General features: G+C 63.3%; 30 protein-coding genes. All 30 read left to right on the top strand.

Features of this window, described 5'->3' with window-relative positions:
• Positions 1-470 precede the first annotated feature (470 nt).
• On the top strand, positions 471-1,070 hold the full coding sequence (locus E3T54_RS08595; protein ID WP_134475335.1) for a hypothetical protein: 600 nt from the start codon (positions 471-473) through the stop codon (positions 1,068-1,070).
• 528 nt (positions 1,071-1,598) lie between these two features.
• A complete protein-coding gene (gene rpsJ / locus E3T54_RS08590) occupies positions 1,599-1,907 on the top strand; it encodes a 30S ribosomal protein S10 (protein ID WP_005050520.1) in 309 nt (102 codons plus the stop codon).
• Between the two features lie 8 nt (positions 1,908-1,915).
• Positions 1,916-2,575 carry a 50S ribosomal protein L3 gene (gene rplC / locus E3T54_RS08585; protein ID WP_092322377.1) on the top strand — a complete coding sequence of 220 codons (660 nt, stop codon included), beginning with the start codon at positions 1,916-1,918 and terminating at the stop codon, positions 2,573-2,575.
• A 5-nt stretch (positions 2,576-2,580) separates the two neighbouring features.
• Entirely contained in the window at positions 2,581-3,231 is a 651-nt protein-coding gene (gene rplD, locus E3T54_RS08580) for a 50S ribosomal protein L4 (protein ID WP_134475334.1), read from the top strand.
• Positions 3,231-3,533, top strand: coding sequence for a 50S ribosomal protein L23 (gene rplW, locus E3T54_RS08575; protein ID WP_092322375.1), 303 nt, complete (start codon positions 3,231-3,233; stop codon positions 3,531-3,533). The genes rplD and rplW overlap by 1 nt, the downstream gene beginning before the upstream one ends.
• A gap of 25 nt (positions 3,534-3,558) precedes the next feature.
• On the top strand, positions 3,559-4,398 hold the full coding sequence (rplB, locus tag E3T54_RS08570) for a 50S ribosomal protein L2 (RefSeq protein WP_092322374.1): 840 nt from the start codon (positions 3,559-3,561) through the stop codon (positions 4,396-4,398).
• Positions 4,399-4,407: 9 nt separating this feature from the next.
• The gene (gene rpsS, locus E3T54_RS08565) at positions 4,408-4,689 is read left to right on the top strand and encodes a 30S ribosomal protein S19 (RefSeq protein ID WP_092322373.1); all 282 of its coding nucleotides are present in this window, start codon (positions 4,408-4,410) and stop codon (positions 4,687-4,689) included.
• A gap of 26 nt (positions 4,690-4,715) precedes the next feature.
• Complete coding sequence (gene rplV / locus E3T54_RS08560) at positions 4,716-5,081, top strand: 50S ribosomal protein L22 (protein WP_092322372.1); 366 nt, start codon at positions 4,716-4,718, stop codon at positions 5,079-5,081.
• A complete protein-coding gene (rpsC, locus tag E3T54_RS08555) occupies positions 5,081-5,854 on the top strand; it encodes a 30S ribosomal protein S3 (protein WP_092322370.1) in 774 nt (257 codons plus the stop codon). The genes rplV and rpsC overlap by 1 nt, the downstream gene beginning before the upstream one ends.
• A gap of 2 nt (positions 5,855-5,856) precedes the next feature.
• Positions 5,857-6,276, top strand: coding sequence for a 50S ribosomal protein L16 (gene rplP, locus E3T54_RS08550; RefSeq protein ID WP_092322369.1), 420 nt, complete (start codon positions 5,857-5,859; stop codon positions 6,274-6,276).
• On the top strand, positions 6,276-6,617 hold the full coding sequence (rpmC, locus tag E3T54_RS17610) for a 50S ribosomal protein L29 (RefSeq protein WP_134475333.1): 342 nt from the start codon (positions 6,276-6,278) through the stop codon (positions 6,615-6,617). The genes rplP and rpmC overlap by 1 nt, the downstream gene beginning before the upstream one ends.
• Before the next feature lie 2 nt (positions 6,618-6,619).
• Positions 6,620-6,919, top strand: coding sequence for a 30S ribosomal protein S17 (rpsQ, locus tag E3T54_RS08540; RefSeq protein ID WP_092322365.1), 300 nt, complete (start codon positions 6,620-6,622; stop codon positions 6,917-6,919).
• 33 nt (positions 6,920-6,952) lie between these two features.
• A complete protein-coding gene (rplN, locus tag E3T54_RS08535) occupies positions 6,953-7,321 on the top strand; it encodes a 50S ribosomal protein L14 (RefSeq protein ID WP_092322364.1) in 369 nt (122 codons plus the stop codon).
• Between the two features lie 2 nt (positions 7,322-7,323).
• Entirely contained in the window at positions 7,324-7,683 is a 360-nt protein-coding gene (gene rplX, locus E3T54_RS08530) for a 50S ribosomal protein L24 (protein ID WP_092322362.1), read from the top strand.
• Positions 7,683-8,270, top strand: a complete 588-nt coding sequence (rplE, locus tag E3T54_RS08525) for a 50S ribosomal protein L5 (protein WP_092322360.1) — start codon at positions 7,683-7,685, stop codon at positions 8,268-8,270. The genes rplX and rplE overlap by 1 nt, the downstream gene beginning before the upstream one ends.
• 109 nt (positions 8,271-8,379) lie before the next feature.
• Positions 8,380-8,778: a 30S ribosomal protein S8 gene (gene rpsH, locus E3T54_RS08520; protein ID WP_092322359.1), complete on the top strand. Its 399-nt coding sequence runs from the start codon at positions 8,380-8,382 to the stop codon at positions 8,776-8,778.
• Positions 8,779-8,784: 6 nt separating this feature from the next.
• Positions 8,785-9,321, top strand: coding sequence for a 50S ribosomal protein L6 (gene rplF / locus E3T54_RS08515; protein ID WP_092322357.1), 537 nt, complete (start codon positions 8,785-8,787; stop codon positions 9,319-9,321).
• 2 nt (positions 9,322-9,323) lie between these two features.
• Positions 9,324-9,695 (top strand): 50S ribosomal protein L18, encoded by a 372-nt coding sequence (gene rplR, locus E3T54_RS08510; protein WP_092322356.1) that lies wholly within the window; start codon positions 9,324-9,326, stop codon positions 9,693-9,695.
• A gap of 35 nt (positions 9,696-9,730) precedes the next feature.
• Positions 9,731-10,402, top strand: coding sequence for a 30S ribosomal protein S5 (gene rpsE, locus E3T54_RS08505; RefSeq protein ID WP_092322354.1), 672 nt, complete (start codon positions 9,731-9,733; stop codon positions 10,400-10,402).
• Entirely contained in the window at positions 10,402-10,584 is a 183-nt protein-coding gene (gene rpmD / locus E3T54_RS08500; RefSeq protein WP_174774754.1) for a 50S ribosomal protein L30, read from the top strand. Before rpsE ends, rpmD begins: the two co-directional genes overlap by 1 nt.
• A complete protein-coding gene (gene rplO, locus E3T54_RS17310; RefSeq protein ID WP_134475332.1) occupies positions 10,584-11,264 on the top strand; it encodes a 50S ribosomal protein L15 in 681 nt (226 codons plus the stop codon). The genes rpmD and rplO overlap by 1 nt, the downstream gene beginning before the upstream one ends.
• Positions 11,265-11,359: 95 nt before the next feature.
• On the top strand, positions 11,360-12,682 hold the full coding sequence (secY, locus tag E3T54_RS08490) for a preprotein translocase subunit SecY (protein ID WP_092322351.1): 1,323 nt from the start codon (positions 11,360-11,362) through the stop codon (positions 12,680-12,682).
• On the top strand, positions 12,679-13,281 hold the full coding sequence (locus E3T54_RS08485; protein WP_134475331.1) for an adenylate kinase: 603 nt from the start codon (positions 12,679-12,681) through the stop codon (positions 13,279-13,281). The genes secY and E3T54_RS08485 overlap by 4 nt, the downstream gene beginning before the upstream one ends.
• Before the next feature lie 19 nt (positions 13,282-13,300).
• A complete protein-coding gene (map, locus tag E3T54_RS08480; RefSeq protein WP_134475330.1) occupies positions 13,301-14,131 on the top strand; it encodes a type I methionyl aminopeptidase in 831 nt (276 codons plus the stop codon).
• A 161-nt stretch (positions 14,132-14,292) separates the two neighbouring features.
• Complete coding sequence (infA, locus tag E3T54_RS08475; RefSeq protein ID WP_055811571.1) at positions 14,293-14,514, top strand: translation initiation factor IF-1; 222 nt, start codon at positions 14,293-14,295, stop codon at positions 14,512-14,514.
• 66 nt (positions 14,515-14,580) lie between these two features.
• The gene (gene rpmJ / locus E3T54_RS08470; protein WP_035834639.1) at positions 14,581-14,694 is read left to right on the top strand and encodes a 50S ribosomal protein L36; all 114 of its coding nucleotides are present in this window, start codon (positions 14,581-14,583) and stop codon (positions 14,692-14,694) included.
• A 144-nt stretch (positions 14,695-14,838) separates the two neighbouring features.
• On the top strand, positions 14,839-15,213 hold the full coding sequence (gene rpsM / locus E3T54_RS08465; RefSeq protein ID WP_092322347.1) for a 30S ribosomal protein S13: 375 nt from the start codon (positions 14,839-14,841) through the stop codon (positions 15,211-15,213).
• 45 nt (positions 15,214-15,258) lie between these two features.
• Positions 15,259-15,657, top strand: coding sequence for a 30S ribosomal protein S11 (gene rpsK / locus E3T54_RS08460; protein WP_092322345.1), 399 nt, complete (start codon positions 15,259-15,261; stop codon positions 15,655-15,657).
• A gap of 125 nt (positions 15,658-15,782) precedes the next feature.
• Positions 15,783-16,772, top strand: coding sequence for a DNA-directed RNA polymerase subunit alpha (locus E3T54_RS08455; RefSeq protein WP_092322344.1), 990 nt, complete (start codon positions 15,783-15,785; stop codon positions 16,770-16,772).
• A gap of 47 nt (positions 16,773-16,819) precedes the next feature.
• Positions 16,820-17,353, top strand: coding sequence for a 50S ribosomal protein L17 (gene rplQ / locus E3T54_RS08450; protein ID WP_134475329.1), 534 nt, complete (start codon positions 16,820-16,822; stop codon positions 17,351-17,353).
• The last annotated feature ends 227 nt before the right edge of the window (positions 17,354-17,580 follow it).

Below are 17,580 nucleotides of genomic sequence, written 5' to 3'. Positions count from 1 at the left end.
GAGTCCTCCCCAGTGGGCGCGCATGGGGATCCTCCACCCGATTGGCGCCGTACCCACTCGGCGTGCGTGTCCGTCGAACAGACTGAACGGATGCTCGAGCCGAATGACGCAGACGCCCTCACCGACGGGCTCGTGCTCGCCTCCGACCTCAACAGTGCCTTCGGCGAAGACCTTCGTCTGCGTCGCCTGGCTGGGCGTGGGCACCTATATCGGTTCTACCGCGGGCAGTACATCGTTGCTGCTCGCTGGCGGGAGTTCACGCCGGACCAGCAGTACGAGCTTCGGGTGCGCGGTGCGCGCTGGCCCGCAGGGGCTCCCTGCCGGTATCCCATCAATCTGCCGCGGTCCTCTGGGGGCTGCCGATTCTTGTGCCATGGCCGCGGGAGGTCCACTTCCTGATCGAACGCGCGGCCGGCGGTCGGTCTGATCCCGGGATTCGAAAGCACGCATTGGGCATTCACGAGGCAGACGTGACCGAACGCGATGGAGTGCTCCTGACGACCGTCGGGCGAACGGTCGTCGATCTCGCCGCCACCATGGATCTGAAGTCGGCGGTCGCGGCGGTCGATCGTGCGCTCGCAGTCGACCGCTTCGGCCGAGTGCTCCCTTTGACGACCAAGGAGGAGCTATTTGACACCTGGGAAAGGATGCTTCCCTTCCGAGGATCCGTTCGGGCGCGCGCAATCATCGACTTCGGCACCCACCTGTCCGGATCCTCCAGCGAATCGGGGAGCCGCGTCAACATCGCGCTGAGCGGATTCCCGGTCCCGGAACTCCAGCATCGCTTCGAGGTTGACGGCCGAGCCGTGGAAACGGACTTCTTCTGGCGGGACTACGACTCCGTCGGCGAGTGCGACGGTGCAGGCAAATACTTCGACCCGGTGATGCTCGGGGGGCGGACGCCGGCCGAGGTGGTGTACGCGGAGAAACTGCGGGAGGACGGCATCCGGCGACAGGTACGTGCGTTCACACGCTGGGACACCGCCACCGGGCTGAATCAGTACCGGCTACGGGCGCGTTTGCTCCAGCTCGGGCTTCCGGTCGGACCTTCGCGGTTGAATCGCGGGTAATACGCCGCTGCGCGGGACGTGCGCCACCCGCGCAGCGGCGCACCACCCGCGCAACGCGAGATTCGGGAGAAACTCGCAGGAATGCACATCGGCGCGCGGGTTCCCGCGTCCGCACCGTCGTCGCGCGACTCCCGGGCGGGCATTGAGCGAGAGGGACACGCCCAAAGCGACACGCCCGGGTTGCAGAAAGCATCAACCGTGTGGCAGACTCTTCTAGTTCAACACTTTCGGCCCGCGTTCTGCGCAGCGGCTGGAATCACTGCCAGGCAGTGCATAACCGCTCCCCAGGGGAGCCCAGGTTAGGCCGCGGGTAGCAGAGCACAGCTTGAATCAACTCTTCAAAAGATGTGGGTAGAACCACGTCCGCCCTCCGGTTCGCCGGTGCGTGGGAGTTGGCCTTGGCGAAGACCGATCATTCGGTGTGAGCTGAAATTGACAGAAGAACAGTGGTGCTTCAGCAGTAGTGCTACTACGGCGTCCAATGCAGCCTTCGGGATGTAAGAAGCCTTGACAGAGAGAGAGTTCGACATGGCGGGACAGAAAATCCGCATTCGGCTTAAGTCGTATGACCACGAGGTCATCGACACCTCGGCGCGCAAGATCGTCGACACAGTCACCCGTGCGGGTGCCACCGTCGTCGGCCCCGTGCCGCTTCCGACCGAGAAGAACGTGGTGTGTGTCATCCGTTCGCCTCACAAGTACAAGGACAGCCGGGAGCACTTTGAAATGCGCACCCACAAGCGTCTGATCGACATCATTGACCCGACGCCGAAGGCCGTCGACTCGCTTATGCGTCTCGACCTCCCGGCCGACGTCAACATCGAGATCAAGCTGTAGGGGCCGGTATGTCTTACTCCGATACCAAGACCACCAAGGGTCTGCTCGGCAAGAAGCTCGGCATGACCCAGGTGTGGGACGAGAACAACAAGCTCGTACCCGTCACCGTCATCGAGATCTCGCCGAACGTTGTGACCCAGATCCGCAGCAAGGAGATCGACGGCTACGCCGGCGTTCAGATCGCTGCAGGCGCCATCGACCCGCGCAAGGTGAACAAGCCGGCCGCAGGCCACTTCGACAAGGCCGGCGTCACGCCGCGCCGTCACCTCACCGAGCTCCGCACCGCGGATGCCGCTGACTACACCCTGGGCCAGGAACTCACCGTTGACGGTGTCTTCGTTGCCGGCACCAAGGTCGACGTCATGGGCACCAGCAAGGGCAAGGGCTTCGCCGGGGTCATGAAGCGCCACAACTTCAAGGGTGTTTCCGCTTCGCACGGTTCACACCGTAACCACCGCAAGCCCGGTTCCATCGGTGCTTCCTCGACCCCGAGCCGTGTCTTCAAGGGCATGCGCATGGCCGGTCGTATGGGTGGAGAGCGCGTTACCGTCATGAACCTCAAGGTTCACGCGGTTGACGCCGAGAAGGGCCTCCTGCTGGTCAAAGGTGCCGTTCCCGGCGCCAAGGGCCGCCTCGTATTCGTCCGCAACGCAGTGAAGGGAGCGTAGTCACTATGGCTAACTCACTTGACCTCATTGACGCGAAGGGTCAGAAGGCCGGCACCGTTGAGCTGCCCGCCGAGATCTTCGACGTTCAGACCAACGTTCCGCTCATCCACCAGGTCGTTGTCGCGCAGCTCGCTGCCGCACGCCAGGGCACGCACAAGACCAAGGGTCGCGGCGAGGTTTCCGGTGCAGGGCGCAAGCCGTTCAAGCAGAAGGGAACCGGTCGCGCTCGTCAGGGCTCGATCCGCGCCCCTCAGATGACCGGTGGTGGCATCGTGCACGGCCCGACGCCGCGCAACTACGAGCAGCGCACCCCCAAGAAGATGATCGCGGCAGCACTGCGCGGATCGCTTTCCGACCGCGCCCGCGGTGACCGCCTGCACGTCGTCACGGCGCTCTTCAGCGCCGAGACGCCCAGCACCAAGGGCGCCATCGAGCTGCTCACCAAGATTGCCACCAGCAAGCACGTGCTGGTCGTCCTGGAGCGCACCGATGAGCTCACGCTTCGCAGCGTGCGCAACGTCCCGACGGTCCACGTTCTTTCGTGGGACCAGCTGAATGCCTATGACGTGCTCGTCAGCGACGACATCGTCTTCACCAAGGGCGCGTTCGACGCGTTCGTGGAGAGCAAGACCAAGAAGGAAGAGGTGTCCGCATAATGGCTACCCAGATCCAGAAGGACCCCCGCGACGTCATCATCGCTCCGGTCGTCTCTGAGAAGAGCTACGGCCTGATCGATGAAGGCAAGTACACCTTCGTTGTGGACCCCCGCGCGAACAAGACCGAGATCAAGCTCGCTATCGAGAAGATCTTCAAGGTCGAGGTCGCGTCGATCAACACCCTGAACCGTCAGGGCAAGACTCGCCGCACCAAGTTCGGACTCGGCAAGCGCAAGGACACGAAGCGTGCCATCGTCACGCTGAAGTCCGGCTCCATCGACATCTTCACGGCCGTCGGCTAAGCGGCGCGGACAAGAGGACTAAGAAATGGCTATTCGTAAGTTCAAGCCCACGACCCCGGGTCGTCGCGGATCATCTGTTGCGGACTTCGCAGAGATCACCCGTTCGACCCCCGAGAAGTCGTTGCTCCGCCCCCTGTCGAAGACCGGTGGCCGCAACAACCAGGGTCGAATCACTACTCGTCACATCGGTGGTGGCCACAAGCGCCAGTACCGCGTGATCGACTTCAAGCGCAATGACAAAGATGGCGTCAACGCGAAGGTCGCTCACATCGAGTACGACCCGAACCGTACGGCACGCATCGCGTTGCTGCACTTCCTGGATGGTTCCAAGCGCTACATCATCGCCCCGAACAAGCTCAACCAGGGCGACATTGTGGAGTCGGGCGCCGGTGCTGACATCAAGCCCGGCAACAACCTGCCGCTGAAGAACATCCCCACCGGTACCATCATTCACGCGATCGAACTCCGCCCCGGCGGCGGTGCCAAGATGGCCCGCTCCGCTGGTGCATCGGTTCGCCTCGTCGCGAAGGATGGCATCTACGCCCAGCTGCGCCTGCCGTCCGGAGAAATCCGTAACGTCGACGCCCGCTGCCGCGCCACGATCGGCGAGGTCGGCAACGCCGAGCAGTCGAACATCAACTGGGGCAAGGCCGGCCGCATGCGCTGGAAAGGCGTTCGCCCCACAGTTCGTGGTGTCGCCATGAACCCGGTCGACCACCCCCACGGTGGTGGCGAGGGCAAGACCTCCGGTGGACGTCATCCTGTGAGCCCCTGGGGCCAGAAGGAAGGCCGCACCCGGCACATCAACAAGGAAAGCGACAAGCTCATTGTTCGTCGCCGTACCGTCGGCAAGAAGCGTAAGTAGGAGTAGACGATGCCAAGAAGTCTTAAGAAGGGCCCCTTCGTTGACGACCACCTGCTTCGCAAGGTTGTCAGGGCGAATGAAGCCTCCAGCAAAAATGTGATCAAGACCTGGTCGCGCCGTTCGATGATCATCCCCGCCATGCTGGGACACACCATCGCCGTGCACGACGGGCGCAAGCACATCCCGGTGTTCGTCACCGAGACCATGGTTGGGCACAAACTCGGCGAGTTTGCTCCCACCCGCACCTTCCGTGGACACGTGAAGGACGACAAGAAGGGCCGTCGCCGCTAACGCGGGGACGTGAAGGAGGAGAAGAAATGGTGGAGTCGATCGCACGCGTGCGTCACATCCGCGTTACCCCCCAGAAGGCTCGTCGCGTTGTCAACCTGATCCGCGGCAAGCAGGCGCAGGAAGCCCTGGGCATTCTGAAGTTCGCACCGCAGGGTGCAAGCGACCCGGTGTACAAGCTGGTTGCTTCGGCCATCGCTAACGCGAGGGTCAAGGCAGACGCGGCGAACACCTACCTGGACGAGCAGGACCTGTTCGTGAGCCAGGCATACGTCGATGAGGGAACCACCCTCAAGCGTTTTCAGGCACGGGCACAGGGCCGCGCATTCCAGATCAAGAAGCGCACCAGCCACATCACGGTTGTGCTCACCACTCCTGAGGAGGGGACGAAGTAATGGGTCAGAAAGTAAATCCCTATGGCTTCCGTCTGGGAATCACGACCGACCACGTGTCGCGTTGGTTCTCTGACAGCACGAAGCCGGGCCAGCGTTACAGCGACTTCGTTGCTGAAGACGTCAAGATCCGTCGTCTGCTGAGCACGAGCCTCGACCGTGCGGGCGTGTCCCGCATCGAGATCGAGCGCACCCGTGACCGCGTCCGCGTCGACATTCACACCGCCCGTCCGGGCATTGTGATCGGTCGCCGTGGCGCCGAGGCCGAGCGCATCCGCTCCGACCTCGAGAAGCTCACCGCCAAGCAGATCCAGCTGAACATCCTCGAGGTCAAGAACCCCGAGCAGGATGCCCAGCTCGTCGCCCAGGGTATTGCCGAGCAGCTCTCCGCTCGTGTGGCTTTCCGCCGCGCGATGCGTAAGGGCCTGCAGGGCGCCCAGCGTGCCGGCGCCAAGGGTGTTCGCATCCAGGTGTCGGGCCGTCTCGGCGGCGCTGAGATGAGCCGGTCGGAGTTCTACCGCGAAGGCCGCGTGCCCCTGCACACGCTTCGCGCGAACATCGACTACGGCTTCTACGAAGCCAAGACCACCTTCGGCCGCATCGGCGTGAAGGTCTGGATCTACAAGGGCGACATCACGAACAAGGAACTCGCCCGCGAGCAGGCAAGCGCAAAGTCATCGCGCCCCGAGCGCCGCGGCGGCGACGACCGTCCCCGCCGTGCGCCCCGCGCAGAGGCACCTGCGGCTCCGGCCGCAGCGGCAGGAGTTGAGGCATAACCATGTTGATTCCACGCAGAGTCAAGCACCGCAAGCAGCACCACCCCGGCCGTAGTGGCCATGCAACCGGTGGCACCACCGTTTCGTTCGGTGAATACGGCATCCAGGCCATCACCCCCGCTTACGTGACCAACCGTCAGATCGAGTCCGCTCGTATCGCCATGACGCGTCACATCAAGCGCGGCGGCAAGGTATGGATCAACATTTACCCCGACCGTCCGCTCACCAAGAAGCCGGCCGAAACCCGCATGGGTTCCGGTAAGGGTTCCGTCGAGTGGTGGGTTGCGAACGTCAAGCCGGGTCGCGTGCTCTTCGAGCTGAGCGGTGTCTCTGACGCCGTCGCTCGCGAAGCGCTCACCCGCGCAATTCACAAGCTGCCCCTCAAGGCACGCATCATCAAGCGCGAGGAGGGCGACGCATAATGGCGATCGGATCCAAGGAGCTCGCCTCAGACGAGCTCGACACTTTTGAAAACGAACGACTGTTCGACGAGCTGAAGAAGGCCAAGGAAGAGCTGTTCAACCTGCGCTTCCAGTCGGCCACCGGCCAGCTCGAAAGCCACGGCCGCCTCCGCGCGGTCAAGCGGGACATCGCTCGTATCTACACGGTTCTCCGTGAGCGCGAGCTGGGCATTCGTGCCACTCCCGTCGCAGTCGAGGCTCCGGCCAAGGCTGAGAAGAAGACGACCAAGAAGGCCAAGGCCGAGACTGCACCCGTAACGGATGACGTCTCAGCCGAGGCCGTCGAGACGAAGGAGGCCTAGTCATGGCGAAGTCAGACGAGAAGGTCGTCGCAGCCGAGGCCACGGCTCTCGAGCGCGGCTACCGCAAGACCATGCGCGGATTCGTGACCAGCGACAAGATGGACAAGACCATCGTCGTTGAGGTCGAAGACCGCGTGAAGCACCCGCTGTACGGCAAGGTCATCCGCCGTACCTCCAAGCTGAAGGTGCACGACGAGGCGAACATCGCCGGCGTCGGCGACCTGGTCATGATCAGCGAGACCCGTCCGCTGAGTGCCACCAAGCGCTTCCGCCTGGTCGAGATTCTCGAGAAGGCCAAGTAAGCCTCGCGCTTGCTTGACATAAGGAGTTAGAAAGTGCTTCAGCAGGAATCACGACTCAAGGTTGCCGACAACACGGGTGCCAAGGAACTGTTGACCATTCGCGTGCTCGGCGGCTCAGGCCGTCGTTACGCCGGTCTCGGTGACGTCATCGTCGCCACGGTCAAGGACGCCATCCCGGGCGGCAACGTCAAGAAGGGTGACGTCGTCAAAGCCGTCATCGTTCGAGTCAAAAAGCAGACCCGTCGTTCAGACGGTTCGTACATCAAGTTCGATGAGAACGCCGCAGTGATCTTGAAGGCTGACGGGGACCCTCGTGGCACCCGCATCTTCGGACCGGTCGGTCGCGAGCTTCGCGACAAGAAGTTCATGAAGATCATCTCGCTGGCACCGGAGGTTATTTAGTCATGGCCAGAATCAAGAAGGGTGACCTCGTTGAGGTCATCACCGGCCGCAGCCAGGCTCGCGGAGGCGACAAAGGCAAGCAGGGTCGCATCCTCGAAGTGCAGGTAGAGAAGAACCGGGTCCTCGTTGAGGGCATCAACTTCGTCACCAAGCACAGCCGCGTCGGCCAGAGCCAGCGCGGCACCAAGACCGGCGGCATCGAGACCATGGAGGCCCCGATCCACGTGTCCAACGTGGCCCTGGTCGACCCGGAGTCCAAGAAGCCGACTCGCGTCGGAGTTCGCATTGAAGAGGTAACGAAGGACGGCGTCACCAAGACGGTCCGCGTTCGTTACGCAAAGAAGTCTGGTAAGGACCTGTAATGACTGACACAGCAGTTGCAGCTGGCAAAATCCAGCCGCGTCTCAAGCAGAAGTACCGCGACGAGATCTCCGCCCAGCTCTCCAAGGACCTCGGTTTCACCAACGTGCACCAGGTGCCGAACCTGGTGAAGATCGTCGTCAACATGGGTGTCGGCGAGGCTGCCCGCGACGGCAAGATCATGGACGGCGCCGTCGCCGACCTCACCAAGATCACCGGCCAGAAGCCGCAGGTCACCAAGGCACGCAAGTCGATCGCGCAGTTCAAGCTGCGTGAGGGACAGCCCATCGGCGCCCACGTCACGCTTCGTGGCGACCGCATGTGGGAATTCCTCGACCGCCTGCTGAGCCTCGCGCTTCCCCGTATCCGTGACTTCCGCGGCCTCTCGGACAAGCAGTTCGACGGCAGCGGTAACTACACCTTCGGTCTCACCGAGCAGGTAATGTTCCACGAGATCGACCAGGACCGGATTGACCGTATCCGCGGAATGGACATCACAGTTGTGACGACCGCCCGCAACAACGAAGAGGGACGCGCGCTGCTCAAGGCGCTCGGCTTCCCCTTCAAGACGGCCGAGAACACCCCGTAACACGGGCCAGTATTACCCCCGGGGGCTGGACAGCCGTTCAGCCCCACAGCCGCGAAGGTCGTCATCCGTGTAACGGGTGCACGAAACCAGGCGAGAAAGGCACCACAACATGACAATGACAGATCCGGTCGCAGACATGCTGACCAGACTGCGCAACGCTAACTCGGCGTACCACGACACAGTGTCGATGCCGCACAGCAAGCTCAAGGCGCACATCGCTGACATCCTCAAGGCTCAGGGTTATATCTCCGCCTGGGACGTCAAGGATGCCAAGGTAGGCCAGACCCTCACGCTGAACCTCAAGTTCGGCCCCAACCGCGAGCGTTCCATCGTCGGCATCAAGCGGGTTTCCAAGCCCGGCCTTCGCGTGTACGCAAAGTCGACCGAGATCCCCACGGTTCTCGGCGGCCTCGGCGTTGCCATCCTGTCCACGTCCAGCGGACTCCTCACGGACCGCCAGGCTGAGAAGAAGGGCGTAGGCGGAGAAGTTCTCGCTTACGTGTGGTAGCCGACAATGTCACGTATTGGAAGAGTTCCCATCCAGATCCCCGCGGGGGTCACGGTGGAGGCTGACGGCCAGGCCGTCAGCGTCAAGGGCCCGAAGGGTGAGCTCGCGCTCACCGTCGCCAAGCCCATCGAGGTCAAGGTCGAAGACGGCCAGGTTGTCGTCACGCGTCCCGACGACGAGCGCAACTCGCGTTCGCTGCACGGACTGACCCGCACCCTGATCGCCAACCAGATCATCGGGGTGACCGTGGGCTACACCAAGGGCCTCGAGATCGTCGGTACCGGTTACCGCGTTGCGCAGAAGGGCACCTCAGTTGAGTTCGCCCTCGGCTTCTCGCACCCGGTCCTCATCGAACCGCCCGCCGGCATCACCCTCACCGTGGACAGCGTCAACCGCCTCACGGTCGGTGGCATCGACAAGCAGGCCGTCGGCGAGGTTGCCGCCAACATCCGTAAGATTCGCAAGCCTGAGCCCTACAAGGGCAAGGGTGTGCGTTACGCCGGCGAGATTGTTCGCCGCAAGGCCGGAAAGAGTGGTAAGTAACCATGGGTCTCGGAACTAGAGGAAAAAGCAAGTCGGCTGCCCGCGGACGCAGGCACGCACGTCTTCGCAAGAAAATCGAGGGCACCGCGGTTCGTCCGCGCCTCGTCGTCACCCGTTCGGCTCGCCACGTATTCGTGCAGGTCGTTGACGACAGCAAGGGTTTCACCCTCGCTTCGGCTTCGACGCTCGAAGCGGACATGCGCACCTTCGATGGTGACAAGACCGCCAAGGCTCGTAAGGTCGGCGAACTCGTCGCCGAGCGCGCCAAGGCAGCCGGTGTCGACGCCGTCGTATTCGACCGTGGTGGCAGCAAGTATGCGGGTCGCGTCGCGGCCATCGCCGAGGGAGCTCGAGAGGGTGGATTGAACCTGTGAGCACTGAAACTGCTAAGACAGCAACAAAAGAGACCGTGGTGGCTGCAGAGGCACCAGTGGAGACCGCTGCATCAACGACTCCGCCCCAGAACGAGCCCCGCGAGGCTCGTCGTGGCGGACGTGAGCGCAGCCCGAACAAGGACCGCGGCAGCCGCGACGCCGAGAAGAGCCAGTTCCTGGAGCGGGTTGTCACCATCAACCGCGTTTCCAAGGTGGTCAAGGGTGGTCGTCGCTTCAGCTTCACCGCGCTCGTTGTCGTCGGTGACGGCAACGGCCTGGTAGGCGTTGGCTACGGCAAGGCTCGCGAGGTCCCGACGGCGATCTCCAAGGGCGTCGAGGAAGCGAAGAAGAACTTCTTCCGCGTTCCCCGCGTCGGCCTGACGATCCCGCACCCGGTGCAGGGCGAGGCAGCAGCAGGCGTTGTCCTGCTCCGTCCCGCCGCTGCCGGTACCGGCGTTATCGCCGGTGGTCCGGTTCGCGCCGTGCTTGAATGCGCCGGCATCCACGATGTGCTGAGCAAGTCGCTCGGTTCGTCGAACACCATCAACATCGTCCACGCTACGGTCGAGGCGCTGCACCAGCTCGAAGAGCCGCGTGCAGTCGCAGCTCGTCGTGGCCTCGCGTACGAAGATGTGGCTCCGGCCCGTTTCCTGCGCGCCGACGCCGACGCAGCAGCTGCTGCAGCGGCAGCAAAGGCAGGTGCCTGATGGCTCGCCTCAAAGTGACGCAGATCAAGTCCAAAATTAGTGAGAAGCAGAACCAGCGCGACACGCTTCGCAGCCTGGGTCTCCGACGCATTGGCGCCGTGGTTATTCGCGAGGACAACTCGCAGAACCGTGGCTATGTCAACACCGTCGCTCACCTTGTGAAGGTCGAGGAGATTGACTAATGGCTGACGAGAAGGACGCTGTCAAGAAGACAGCCGACAAGCCCGCCACCGCGAAGAAGGCTGCCCCCAAGGCTGCTGCTGCCAAGGCAGCTGCCAAGGCTCCGGCCAAGGCTGCCGCGCCGAAGAAGGCTGCTGCCAAGGCTCCGGCCAAGGACGCCGCGCCCAAGACGGCTGCTGCAACCAAGGCTCCGGCCAAGGCTGCCGCGCCGAAGAAGGCCGCCGCCGAGCCCACCGAGACCCGCGAGCACGTGCTGAAGGTTCACCACCTTCGCCCGGCTCCCGGTGCGAAGAAGGCCAAGCAGCGCGTCGGCCGAGGTGAAGGATCCAAGGGTAAGACCGCGGGTCGTGGCACCAAGGGCACCAAGGCACGCTACAAGGTGCGTATCGGCTTCGAGGGTGGGCAGATGCCCCTGCACATGCGCACCCCGAAGCTGCGCGGGTTCAAGAACCCGTTCCGCGTCGAGTACCAGGTTGTCAACCTGGAGCGCCTGGCCGAGCTGTACCCGAAGGGTGGGGACGTAACCGTCGCCGACCTGGTTGCCAAGGGTGCCGTTCGCGACAATGAGAAGGTCAAGGTTCTCGGTAACGGGGACATTGCGGTTAAGCTGACAGTTGCAGTCGACAAGGTCTCCGGCTCAGCAGAGCAGAAGATCGTCGCAGCAGGTGGCTCGATCAAGTAAGTCCGTAGACGCTGGTCGAGCTTGTTGAGTGATCCCACCAAGAAATTAGTGGCGGATCTCGACAAGCTCGATCAACGCATTTAACTGGAGGCCTTTTGTTTAGCGCCATTGCGCGGATATTCCGCACACCGGACCTTCGCAGGAAGATCGGGTTCACCCTGATCGTCATTGCGGTGTACCGCCTGGGTTCGTTCATCCCGACCCCCTTTGTGGATTTCGGGAACGTCCAGGCCTGTCTCGCAGCCAACCAGGACGCCAGCGGCCTCTACCAGCTCGTCAACCTGTTCAGCGGTGGCGCACTGCTGCAACTCTCCATCTTCGCCCTGGGGATCATGCCGTACATCACGGCCTCGATCATCGTGCAGTTGCTGCGCGTGGTCATCCCCCACTTCGACACCCTCTACAAGGAGGGTGCGTCCGGCCAGGGCACGCTGACGCAGTACACGCGTTACCTGACGATCGCGCTGGCCATCCTCCAGTCGACCACGCTGATCACCGTCGCCCGCAGTGGCGCCCTGTTCGGCACGTCGGGCAGCCCCGAGTGCTCGCAGCTGCTCACCAATGACGCCTGGTACGCCATCATGCTGATGGTCCTCACGATGACCGCCGGCACCGGCGTCATCATGTGGATGGGTGAGATGGTGACCGAGCGCGGCATCGGCAACGGCATGTCGATCCTCATCTTCACCTCGATCGCAGCCCAGTTCCCGAACTCGCTCCTGTCGATCGCCCAGCAGCGCGGCATCGACATCCTGCTTATCGTGCTTGCGATCGGCCTGCTGATCGTCGCGGCCGTGGTCTTCGTCGAGCAGTCGCAACGTCGCGTCCCGGTGCAGTACGCCAAGCGGATGGTCGGCAAGCGCACCTACGGCGGCAACAACACCTATATCCCGATCAAGGTGAACATGGCGGGCGTGATCCCGATCATCTTCGCGTCGTCGCTGCTCTACCTGCCGGCGCTGATCGCCCAGTTCAACCAGCCGGCGGCCGGCCAGGAGCCCGCAGCCTGGGTTGTCTGGATCACGAACTACCTGACCAAGGGCGATCACCCGCTCTACATGCTCATGTACTTCCTGCTCATCGTCGGGTTCACCTACTTCTACGTCGCGATCACCTTCAACCCCGAAGAGGTCGCCGACAACATGAAGAAGTACGGCGGGTTCATCCCGGGCATCCGTGCCGGGCGCCCGACGGCCGAGTACCTCGACTTCGTGCTGACGCGAGTGACGCTCCCCGGATCGATCTACCTGGGGTTGATCGCACTCATACCGCTCATCGCGTTCGTCGCGATCGGCGCCAACCAGAACTTCCCGTTCGGCGGCGCGAGCATCCTGATCATCGTCGGCGTCGGCCTCGAGACGGTCAAGCAGATCGACTCGCAGCTCCAGCAACGTCACTATGAAGGGCTTCTCCGATGACCCGACTGCTCCTGATCGGCCCGCCGGGCGCCGGCAAGGGAACCCAGGCCGCGCGCCTCGCCGAGGCGTTCGACGTTCCCGCCGTCTCCACCGGGGACATCTTCCGGGCGAACCTGAAGAACGGCACCGAACTGGGTCTCGAAGCGAAGAAGTTCATGGATGCCGGCGAGTACGTGCCGGACTCCCTGACCAACGCGATCGTGCACGACCGCCTGCAGGAGGTCGACGCCGCCGGCGGATTCCTCCTCGACGGCTACCCGCGCACGACCGAGCAGGTGCACGAACTCGATCGCCTGCTGCTCGCCGACGGCACGGCACTCGACGCGGTCGTCCAGATCGTCGCCGACACCGACGAGGTCGTCGCCCGGCTGCTCAAGCGGGCCGCCGAACAGGGCAGGGCGGATGACACCGTCGAGGTGATCCGTCACCGGATGGACATCTACGAGCAGCAGACCGCGCCGCTGACCGAGGTCTACGGGTCGCGCGGCCTCGTCTTCACCGTCGACGGGCTTGGTCCCGTGGACGAGGTGACCGACCGCATCCTGGTCGGCCTCGCCGCGCGGGGGCTGCATGCCGTTCGCCCGGTCGAAGCATCCTGACCGGTTCGCGGGGAATCCGATGAGCCTCCGACGCTCGATTTACAAGACGCCGGCGCAGCTGCGCCTCATGATCGCGCCGGGCCTCGCGACCGCGGCGTCGCTGGTCGCGGCCCGGGCCGTCATGCGGCCGGGCGTCTCGACGCTGGAGCTCGACGCGGCCGCTGAGGCCGCGATCGTCGCCCTCGGCGGCACCTCCAACTTCAAGCTGGAACCCGGCTACCGGCACACCGTGTGTGCGTCGATCAACGAAGAGGTCGTGCACGGCATCCCGACCGAACGGCGCCTGGCCGCCGGCGACATCGTCTCGATCGACAGCGGCGCCGTCATCGACGGCTGGAACGGCGATGCCGCCTTCACCTTCGTGATCCCCGACCCGTCCCGCCCGGAGCTCGTCGCCGCGCGCGAGGAGCTGTCCCGGGTCACCGAGCAGTCGCTGTGGCACGGGATCGCCCGCCTGGCCGTGGCCCGGCACCTCAACGAGGTCGGCGAGGCCATCGAGGACTACGTCGAGTCGCAGGGCAGCTACGGCATCCTGACCGACTACGTCGGCCACGGCATCGGACGCTCGATGCACGAGGCTCCGCCGGTGTTCAACTACCGGGTGCGCCAGAAGGGCCCGGACGTCAAGCCCGGCCTGGTCGTCGCGATCGAACCGATGGTGGTGCTCGGCTCCATTGAAACGTTCGTGCGCGAGGACGAGTGGACGGTCGCCACGAGCGACCTGAAGGCCGCCGCGCACTGGGAGCACAGCGTTGCCGTGCACAAGGACGGCATCTGGGTGCTCACCGCCGAAGACGGCGGCGCATCCGGCCTGAAGCCGCTCGGCATCACGCCCGTCCCGATCCCCTAATTCCCCTCCTCGGGAGGCCGGGGATTATAGGAGAGAATTGCTATAAGGCAACTTCATACCTTAGAGTTGATCCTTGGTGTCTTGCACCGTCGAATCCGGCGTGTCTTTACATCACAATCCACGCATGACCAGCAACCAATGCATTGAGCGACAGTGAGGCTATGGCGAAAAAAGACGGTGTCATCGAAATTGAGGGCGCAGTAGTCGAAGCTCTTCCCAACGCGATGTTTCGCGTTGAATTGACCAACGGCCACCGTGTTCTTGCCCACATTTCGGGCAAGATGCGTCAGCACTACATCCGCATCCTCCCCGAGGACCGCGTGATCGTTGAGTTGAGCCCGTACGACCTGACCCGCGGCCGGATCGTTTACCGCTACAAGTAACGGCTGCTGTAAGTAACGGCCCGCGGCATCCCGTGGGTACGAAGACAGCGAACACAAGGAATCACCATGAAGGTCAAGCCCAGCGTCAAGAAGATCTGTGACAAGTGCAAGGTAATTCGCCGTAACGGAAACGTCATGGTGATTTGCGAAAACCCGCGTCACAAGCAGCGCCAGGGTTAGAGTCCGACCCGGCGCCCAGCCGGCCGGATCTCGACCACCACAGTTTCATAGCAGCACCGGGAACCCTTCGGGGCGACACCATCGGTTGGAGGCCGATGCACAGGTGCTGCTACAGACCTCCACTCATCTACAGGAGAAGCCACAATGGCACGTCTAGCCGGCGTTGACATTCCCCGCGACAAGCGCGTGGAAGTTGCACTGACTTACATCTATGGCGTTGGACGCACGAGGGCCCTCAAGACCCTCGCCGACACCGAAATCGATGGAAACATCCGAGTCAAGGATTTGAGCGACGACCAGCTCGTCCTGCTCCGTGACTACATCGAAGGAACCTTCAAGGTTGAGGGTGACCTCCGCCGCGAGGTTGCCGCTGACATCCGCCGCAAGGTCGAGATCGGTAGCTACGAAGGTATTCGCCACCGCAAGGGCCTGCCCGTTCGCGGCCAGCGCACCAAGACCAACGCTCGCACCCGCAAGGGCCCGAAGCGCACCGTAGCCGGCAAGAAGAAGGCTCGCTAGGCCTCGGCCCAGCGCGCCCACGCCTTTAGGATTCAGGAGAAATTCATGGCAGCACCCAAGTCGGCCGTACGGAAGCCGCGTAAGAAAGAAAAGAAGAACATTGCTGTGGGCCAGGCCCACATCAAGTCCACCTTCAACAACACCATCGTCTCGATCACCGACACCACCGGTGCGGTCATCAGCTGGGCGTCCTCAGGCGCCGTTGGCTTCAAGGGCTCGCGCAAGTCGACCCCGTTCGCCGCACAGCTGGCCGCCGAGTCGGCAGCCCGCCAGGCGCAGGAGCACGGCATGAAGAAGGTTGACGTCTTCGTCAAGGGACCGGGCTCCGGCCGCGAGACCGCGATCCGCTCGCTTCAGGCCGCAGGCCTCGAGGTCGGTTCGATTAACGACGTCACCCCGCAGGCGCACAACGGTTGCCGCCCGCCCAAGCGTCGCCGCGTCTAACCACCCTGCGGTGAAGGAGTAGGCCTTCGCGGGCCTGCTCCTTCACCGGTTCTTCGTTTTCTTTCATAACTCAAAACATCATCGCAAGTGTCATATAGCGGACACTTAGCCGAAAGGAATCAATAGTGCTTATCGCACAGCGTCCCACGCTCACCGAAGAGAACGTCTCGGAGTTCCGCTCCAAGTTCACGATCGAGCCGCTTGAGCCCGGTTTCGGTTACACCCTCGGCAACTCGATGCGCCGCACCCTTCTTTCCTCGATTCCCGGCGCGGCTGTCACCAGCATCCGCATCGACGGTGTGCTGCACGAGTTCAGCACCGTTCCCGGTGTCAAGGAAGATGTCACGGAGATCATCCTGAACATCAAGGGCCTCGTCATCTCCAGCGAGCACGACGAGCCGATCACCGCGTACCTGCGCAAGCAGGGTGCCGGCCAGGTCACCGCCGCCGACATCTCGGCTCCGGCCGGCGTCGAGGTTCTTAACCCCGAGCTCGTCATCGCGACCCTCAACGACAAGGCCAAGTTCGAACTCGAACTGACCATCGAGCGTGGCCGCGGCTACGTGTCGTCCACCCAGAACCGGAACGAGTACTCGGAAGCCGGCCAGATCCCGGTCGACTCCATCTACTCGCCCGTGCTCAAGGTGACCTACCGCGTTGAGGCCACCCGTGCCGGTGAGCGCACCGACTTCGACCGCCTCGTCGTTGACGTGGAGACCAAGCCGGCGATCACCCCCCGCGACGCCATCGCATCCGCCGGTCGCACCCTGACCGAGCTGTTCGGCCTGGCCCGCGAGCTCAACACCGCCGCCGAGGGCATCGAAATCGGCCCCGCGCCGGTTGACGCCGTGCTCTCGAACGAGCTGTCGATCCCGATTGAAGACCTCGATCTGTCGGTCCGTTCGTACAACTGCCTCAAGCGCGAGGGCATCAACAACGTCAGCGAACTGGTCGCCCTCTCGGAGACCCAGCTGATGAACATCCGCAACTTCGGTCAGAAGTCGGTGGATGAGGTCAAGGACAAGCTCGTAGAGCTCGGCCTGTCGCTCAAGGACTCGGTGCCCGGATTCGACGGCGCTCACTTCTACAGCGGTTACGACGAAGAAACCATCTAAAGCAGTCGTTCAGACTGACTTTCGACTTTTGATACTGGAGATTACCAATGCCTACGCCCACTAAGGGAGCCCGCCTCGGCGGCGGACCGGCCCACGAGCGCCTCATGCTCGCCAACCTGGCCGCGTCCCTGTTCACCCACAAGTCGATCAAGACGACCGAGACCCGTGCCAAGCGCCTGCGTCCGGTTGCCGAGCGACTGATCACGTTCGCCAAGAAGGGCGACCTGCACGCTCGTCGTCGCGTGCTCGCCACCATCGGCGACAAGACCGTCGTGCACGAGCTCTTCACCGAGATCGCGCCGCAGGTTGCTCTTCGTGAGGGTGGCTACACCCGCATCACGAAGCTCGGCTTCCGCAAGGGCGACAACGCCTCGATGGTTCAGATGGAACTCGTTCTCGAGCCCGTCACGCCGAAGGTGAAGAAGTCCAAGATGTCATCCGCCAAGGCTGCCACGCCGGTTGTCGAAGAGCCCGCTGCCGAGGAGCCCACCGAGGCTCCGGTCGCCGAGGAGTCCACGGACGAATCCACCGAGGCTCCGGCCGAGGCAGACGCCGCGGTAGACGCCGAAGAAGCCAAGTAACACCAGCTTCACCAGTTTCACCAGCTTCACCAGTTCCATCTCGAGAGGGGCCCGACTTCGGTCGGGTCCCTCTTTCGTGTGCCCTCCCGCTGTCGCGCGCGTTGGCTGAGTTGCGGAGAAAGTACCTTCGTCGCGCGATGTCAAGCTGAGTGGAGCCACTCGGGTTAGTTTGTGACGGCTGTGTCGGGGATGTTGATTCCGACGGTGCCGGCTGGTGCGGGTGTTCT

The organism is Cryobacterium sp. Sr8 (assembly GCF_004403225.1).
Lineage (GTDB): Bacteria > Actinomycetota > Actinomycetes > Actinomycetales > Microbacteriaceae > Cryobacterium > Cryobacterium psychrotolerans.
Note: the sequence above shows the minus strand (reverse complement) of the source record. Positions and strands in the feature narration are given on the sequence as shown.

Excerpts from the sequence above, each read along its gene's own strand:
- rpmJ (WP_035834639.1), top strand. The coding sequence starts at position 14,581 with ATGAAGGTCAAGCCCAGCGTCAAGAAGATCTGTGACAAGTGCAAGGTA.
- rpsS (WP_092322373.1), top strand. The coding sequence starts at position 4,408 with ATGCCAAGAAGTCTTAAGAAGGGCCCCTTCGTTGACGACCACCTGCTT.
- rplP (WP_092322369.1), top strand. The coding sequence starts at position 5,857 with ATGTTGATTCCACGCAGAGTCAAGCACCGCAAGCAGCACCACCCCGGC.
- rplC (WP_092322377.1), top strand. The coding sequence starts at position 1,916 with ATGTCTTACTCCGATACCAAGACCACCAAGGGTCTGCTCGGCAAGAAG.
- rpmD (WP_174774754.1), top strand. The coding sequence starts at position 10,402 with ATGGCTCGCCTCAAAGTGACGCAGATCAAGTCCAAAATTAGTGAGAAG.
- rplE (WP_092322360.1), top strand. The coding sequence starts at position 7,683 with ATGACTGACACAGCAGTTGCAGCTGGCAAAATCCAGCCGCGTCTCAAG.
- rpsJ (WP_005050520.1), top strand. The coding sequence starts at position 1,599 with ATGGCGGGACAGAAAATCCGCATTCGGCTTAAGTCGTATGACCACGAG.
- rpsC (WP_092322370.1), top strand. The coding sequence starts at position 5,081 with ATGGGTCAGAAAGTAAATCCCTATGGCTTCCGTCTGGGAATCACGACC.
- rplX (WP_092322362.1), top strand. The coding sequence starts at position 7,324 with ATGGCCAGAATCAAGAAGGGTGACCTCGTTGAGGTCATCACCGGCCGC.
- rplO (WP_134475332.1), top strand. The coding sequence starts at position 10,584 with ATGGCTGACGAGAAGGACGCTGTCAAGAAGACAGCCGACAAGCCCGCC.
- rpsQ (WP_092322365.1), top strand. The coding sequence starts at position 6,620 with ATGGCGAAGTCAGACGAGAAGGTCGTCGCAGCCGAGGCCACGGCTCTC.
- rpsK (WP_092322345.1), top strand. The coding sequence starts at position 15,259 with ATGGCAGCACCCAAGTCGGCCGTACGGAAGCCGCGTAAGAAAGAAAAG.
- rplD (WP_134475334.1), top strand. The coding sequence starts at position 2,581 with ATGGCTAACTCACTTGACCTCATTGACGCGAAGGGTCAGAAGGCCGGC.
- rplR (WP_092322356.1), top strand. The coding sequence starts at position 9,324 with ATGGGTCTCGGAACTAGAGGAAAAAGCAAGTCGGCTGCCCGCGGACGC.
- infA (WP_055811571.1), top strand. The coding sequence starts at position 14,293 with ATGGCGAAAAAAGACGGTGTCATCGAAATTGAGGGCGCAGTAGTCGAA.
- rplV (WP_092322372.1), top strand. The coding sequence starts at position 4,716 with ATGGTGGAGTCGATCGCACGCGTGCGTCACATCCGCGTTACCCCCCAG.
- rplQ (WP_134475329.1), top strand. The coding sequence starts at position 16,820 with ATGCCTACGCCCACTAAGGGAGCCCGCCTCGGCGGCGGACCGGCCCAC.
- rpmC (WP_134475333.1), top strand. The coding sequence starts at position 6,276 with ATGGCGATCGGATCCAAGGAGCTCGCCTCAGACGAGCTCGACACTTTT.
- E3T54_RS08485 (WP_134475331.1), top strand. The coding sequence starts at position 12,679 with ATGACCCGACTGCTCCTGATCGGCCCGCCGGGCGCCGGCAAGGGAACC.
- rpsM (WP_092322347.1), top strand. The coding sequence starts at position 14,839 with ATGGCACGTCTAGCCGGCGTTGACATTCCCCGCGACAAGCGCGTGGAA.
- rpsH (WP_092322359.1), top strand. The coding sequence starts at position 8,380 with ATGACAATGACAGATCCGGTCGCAGACATGCTGACCAGACTGCGCAAC.
- rplW (WP_092322375.1), top strand. The coding sequence starts at position 3,231 with ATGGCTACCCAGATCCAGAAGGACCCCCGCGACGTCATCATCGCTCCG.
- rplB (WP_092322374.1), top strand. The coding sequence starts at position 3,559 with ATGGCTATTCGTAAGTTCAAGCCCACGACCCCGGGTCGTCGCGGATCA.
- rplF (WP_092322357.1), top strand. The coding sequence starts at position 8,785 with ATGTCACGTATTGGAAGAGTTCCCATCCAGATCCCCGCGGGGGTCACG.
- map (WP_134475330.1), top strand. The coding sequence starts at position 13,301 with ATGAGCCTCCGACGCTCGATTTACAAGACGCCGGCGCAGCTGCGCCTC.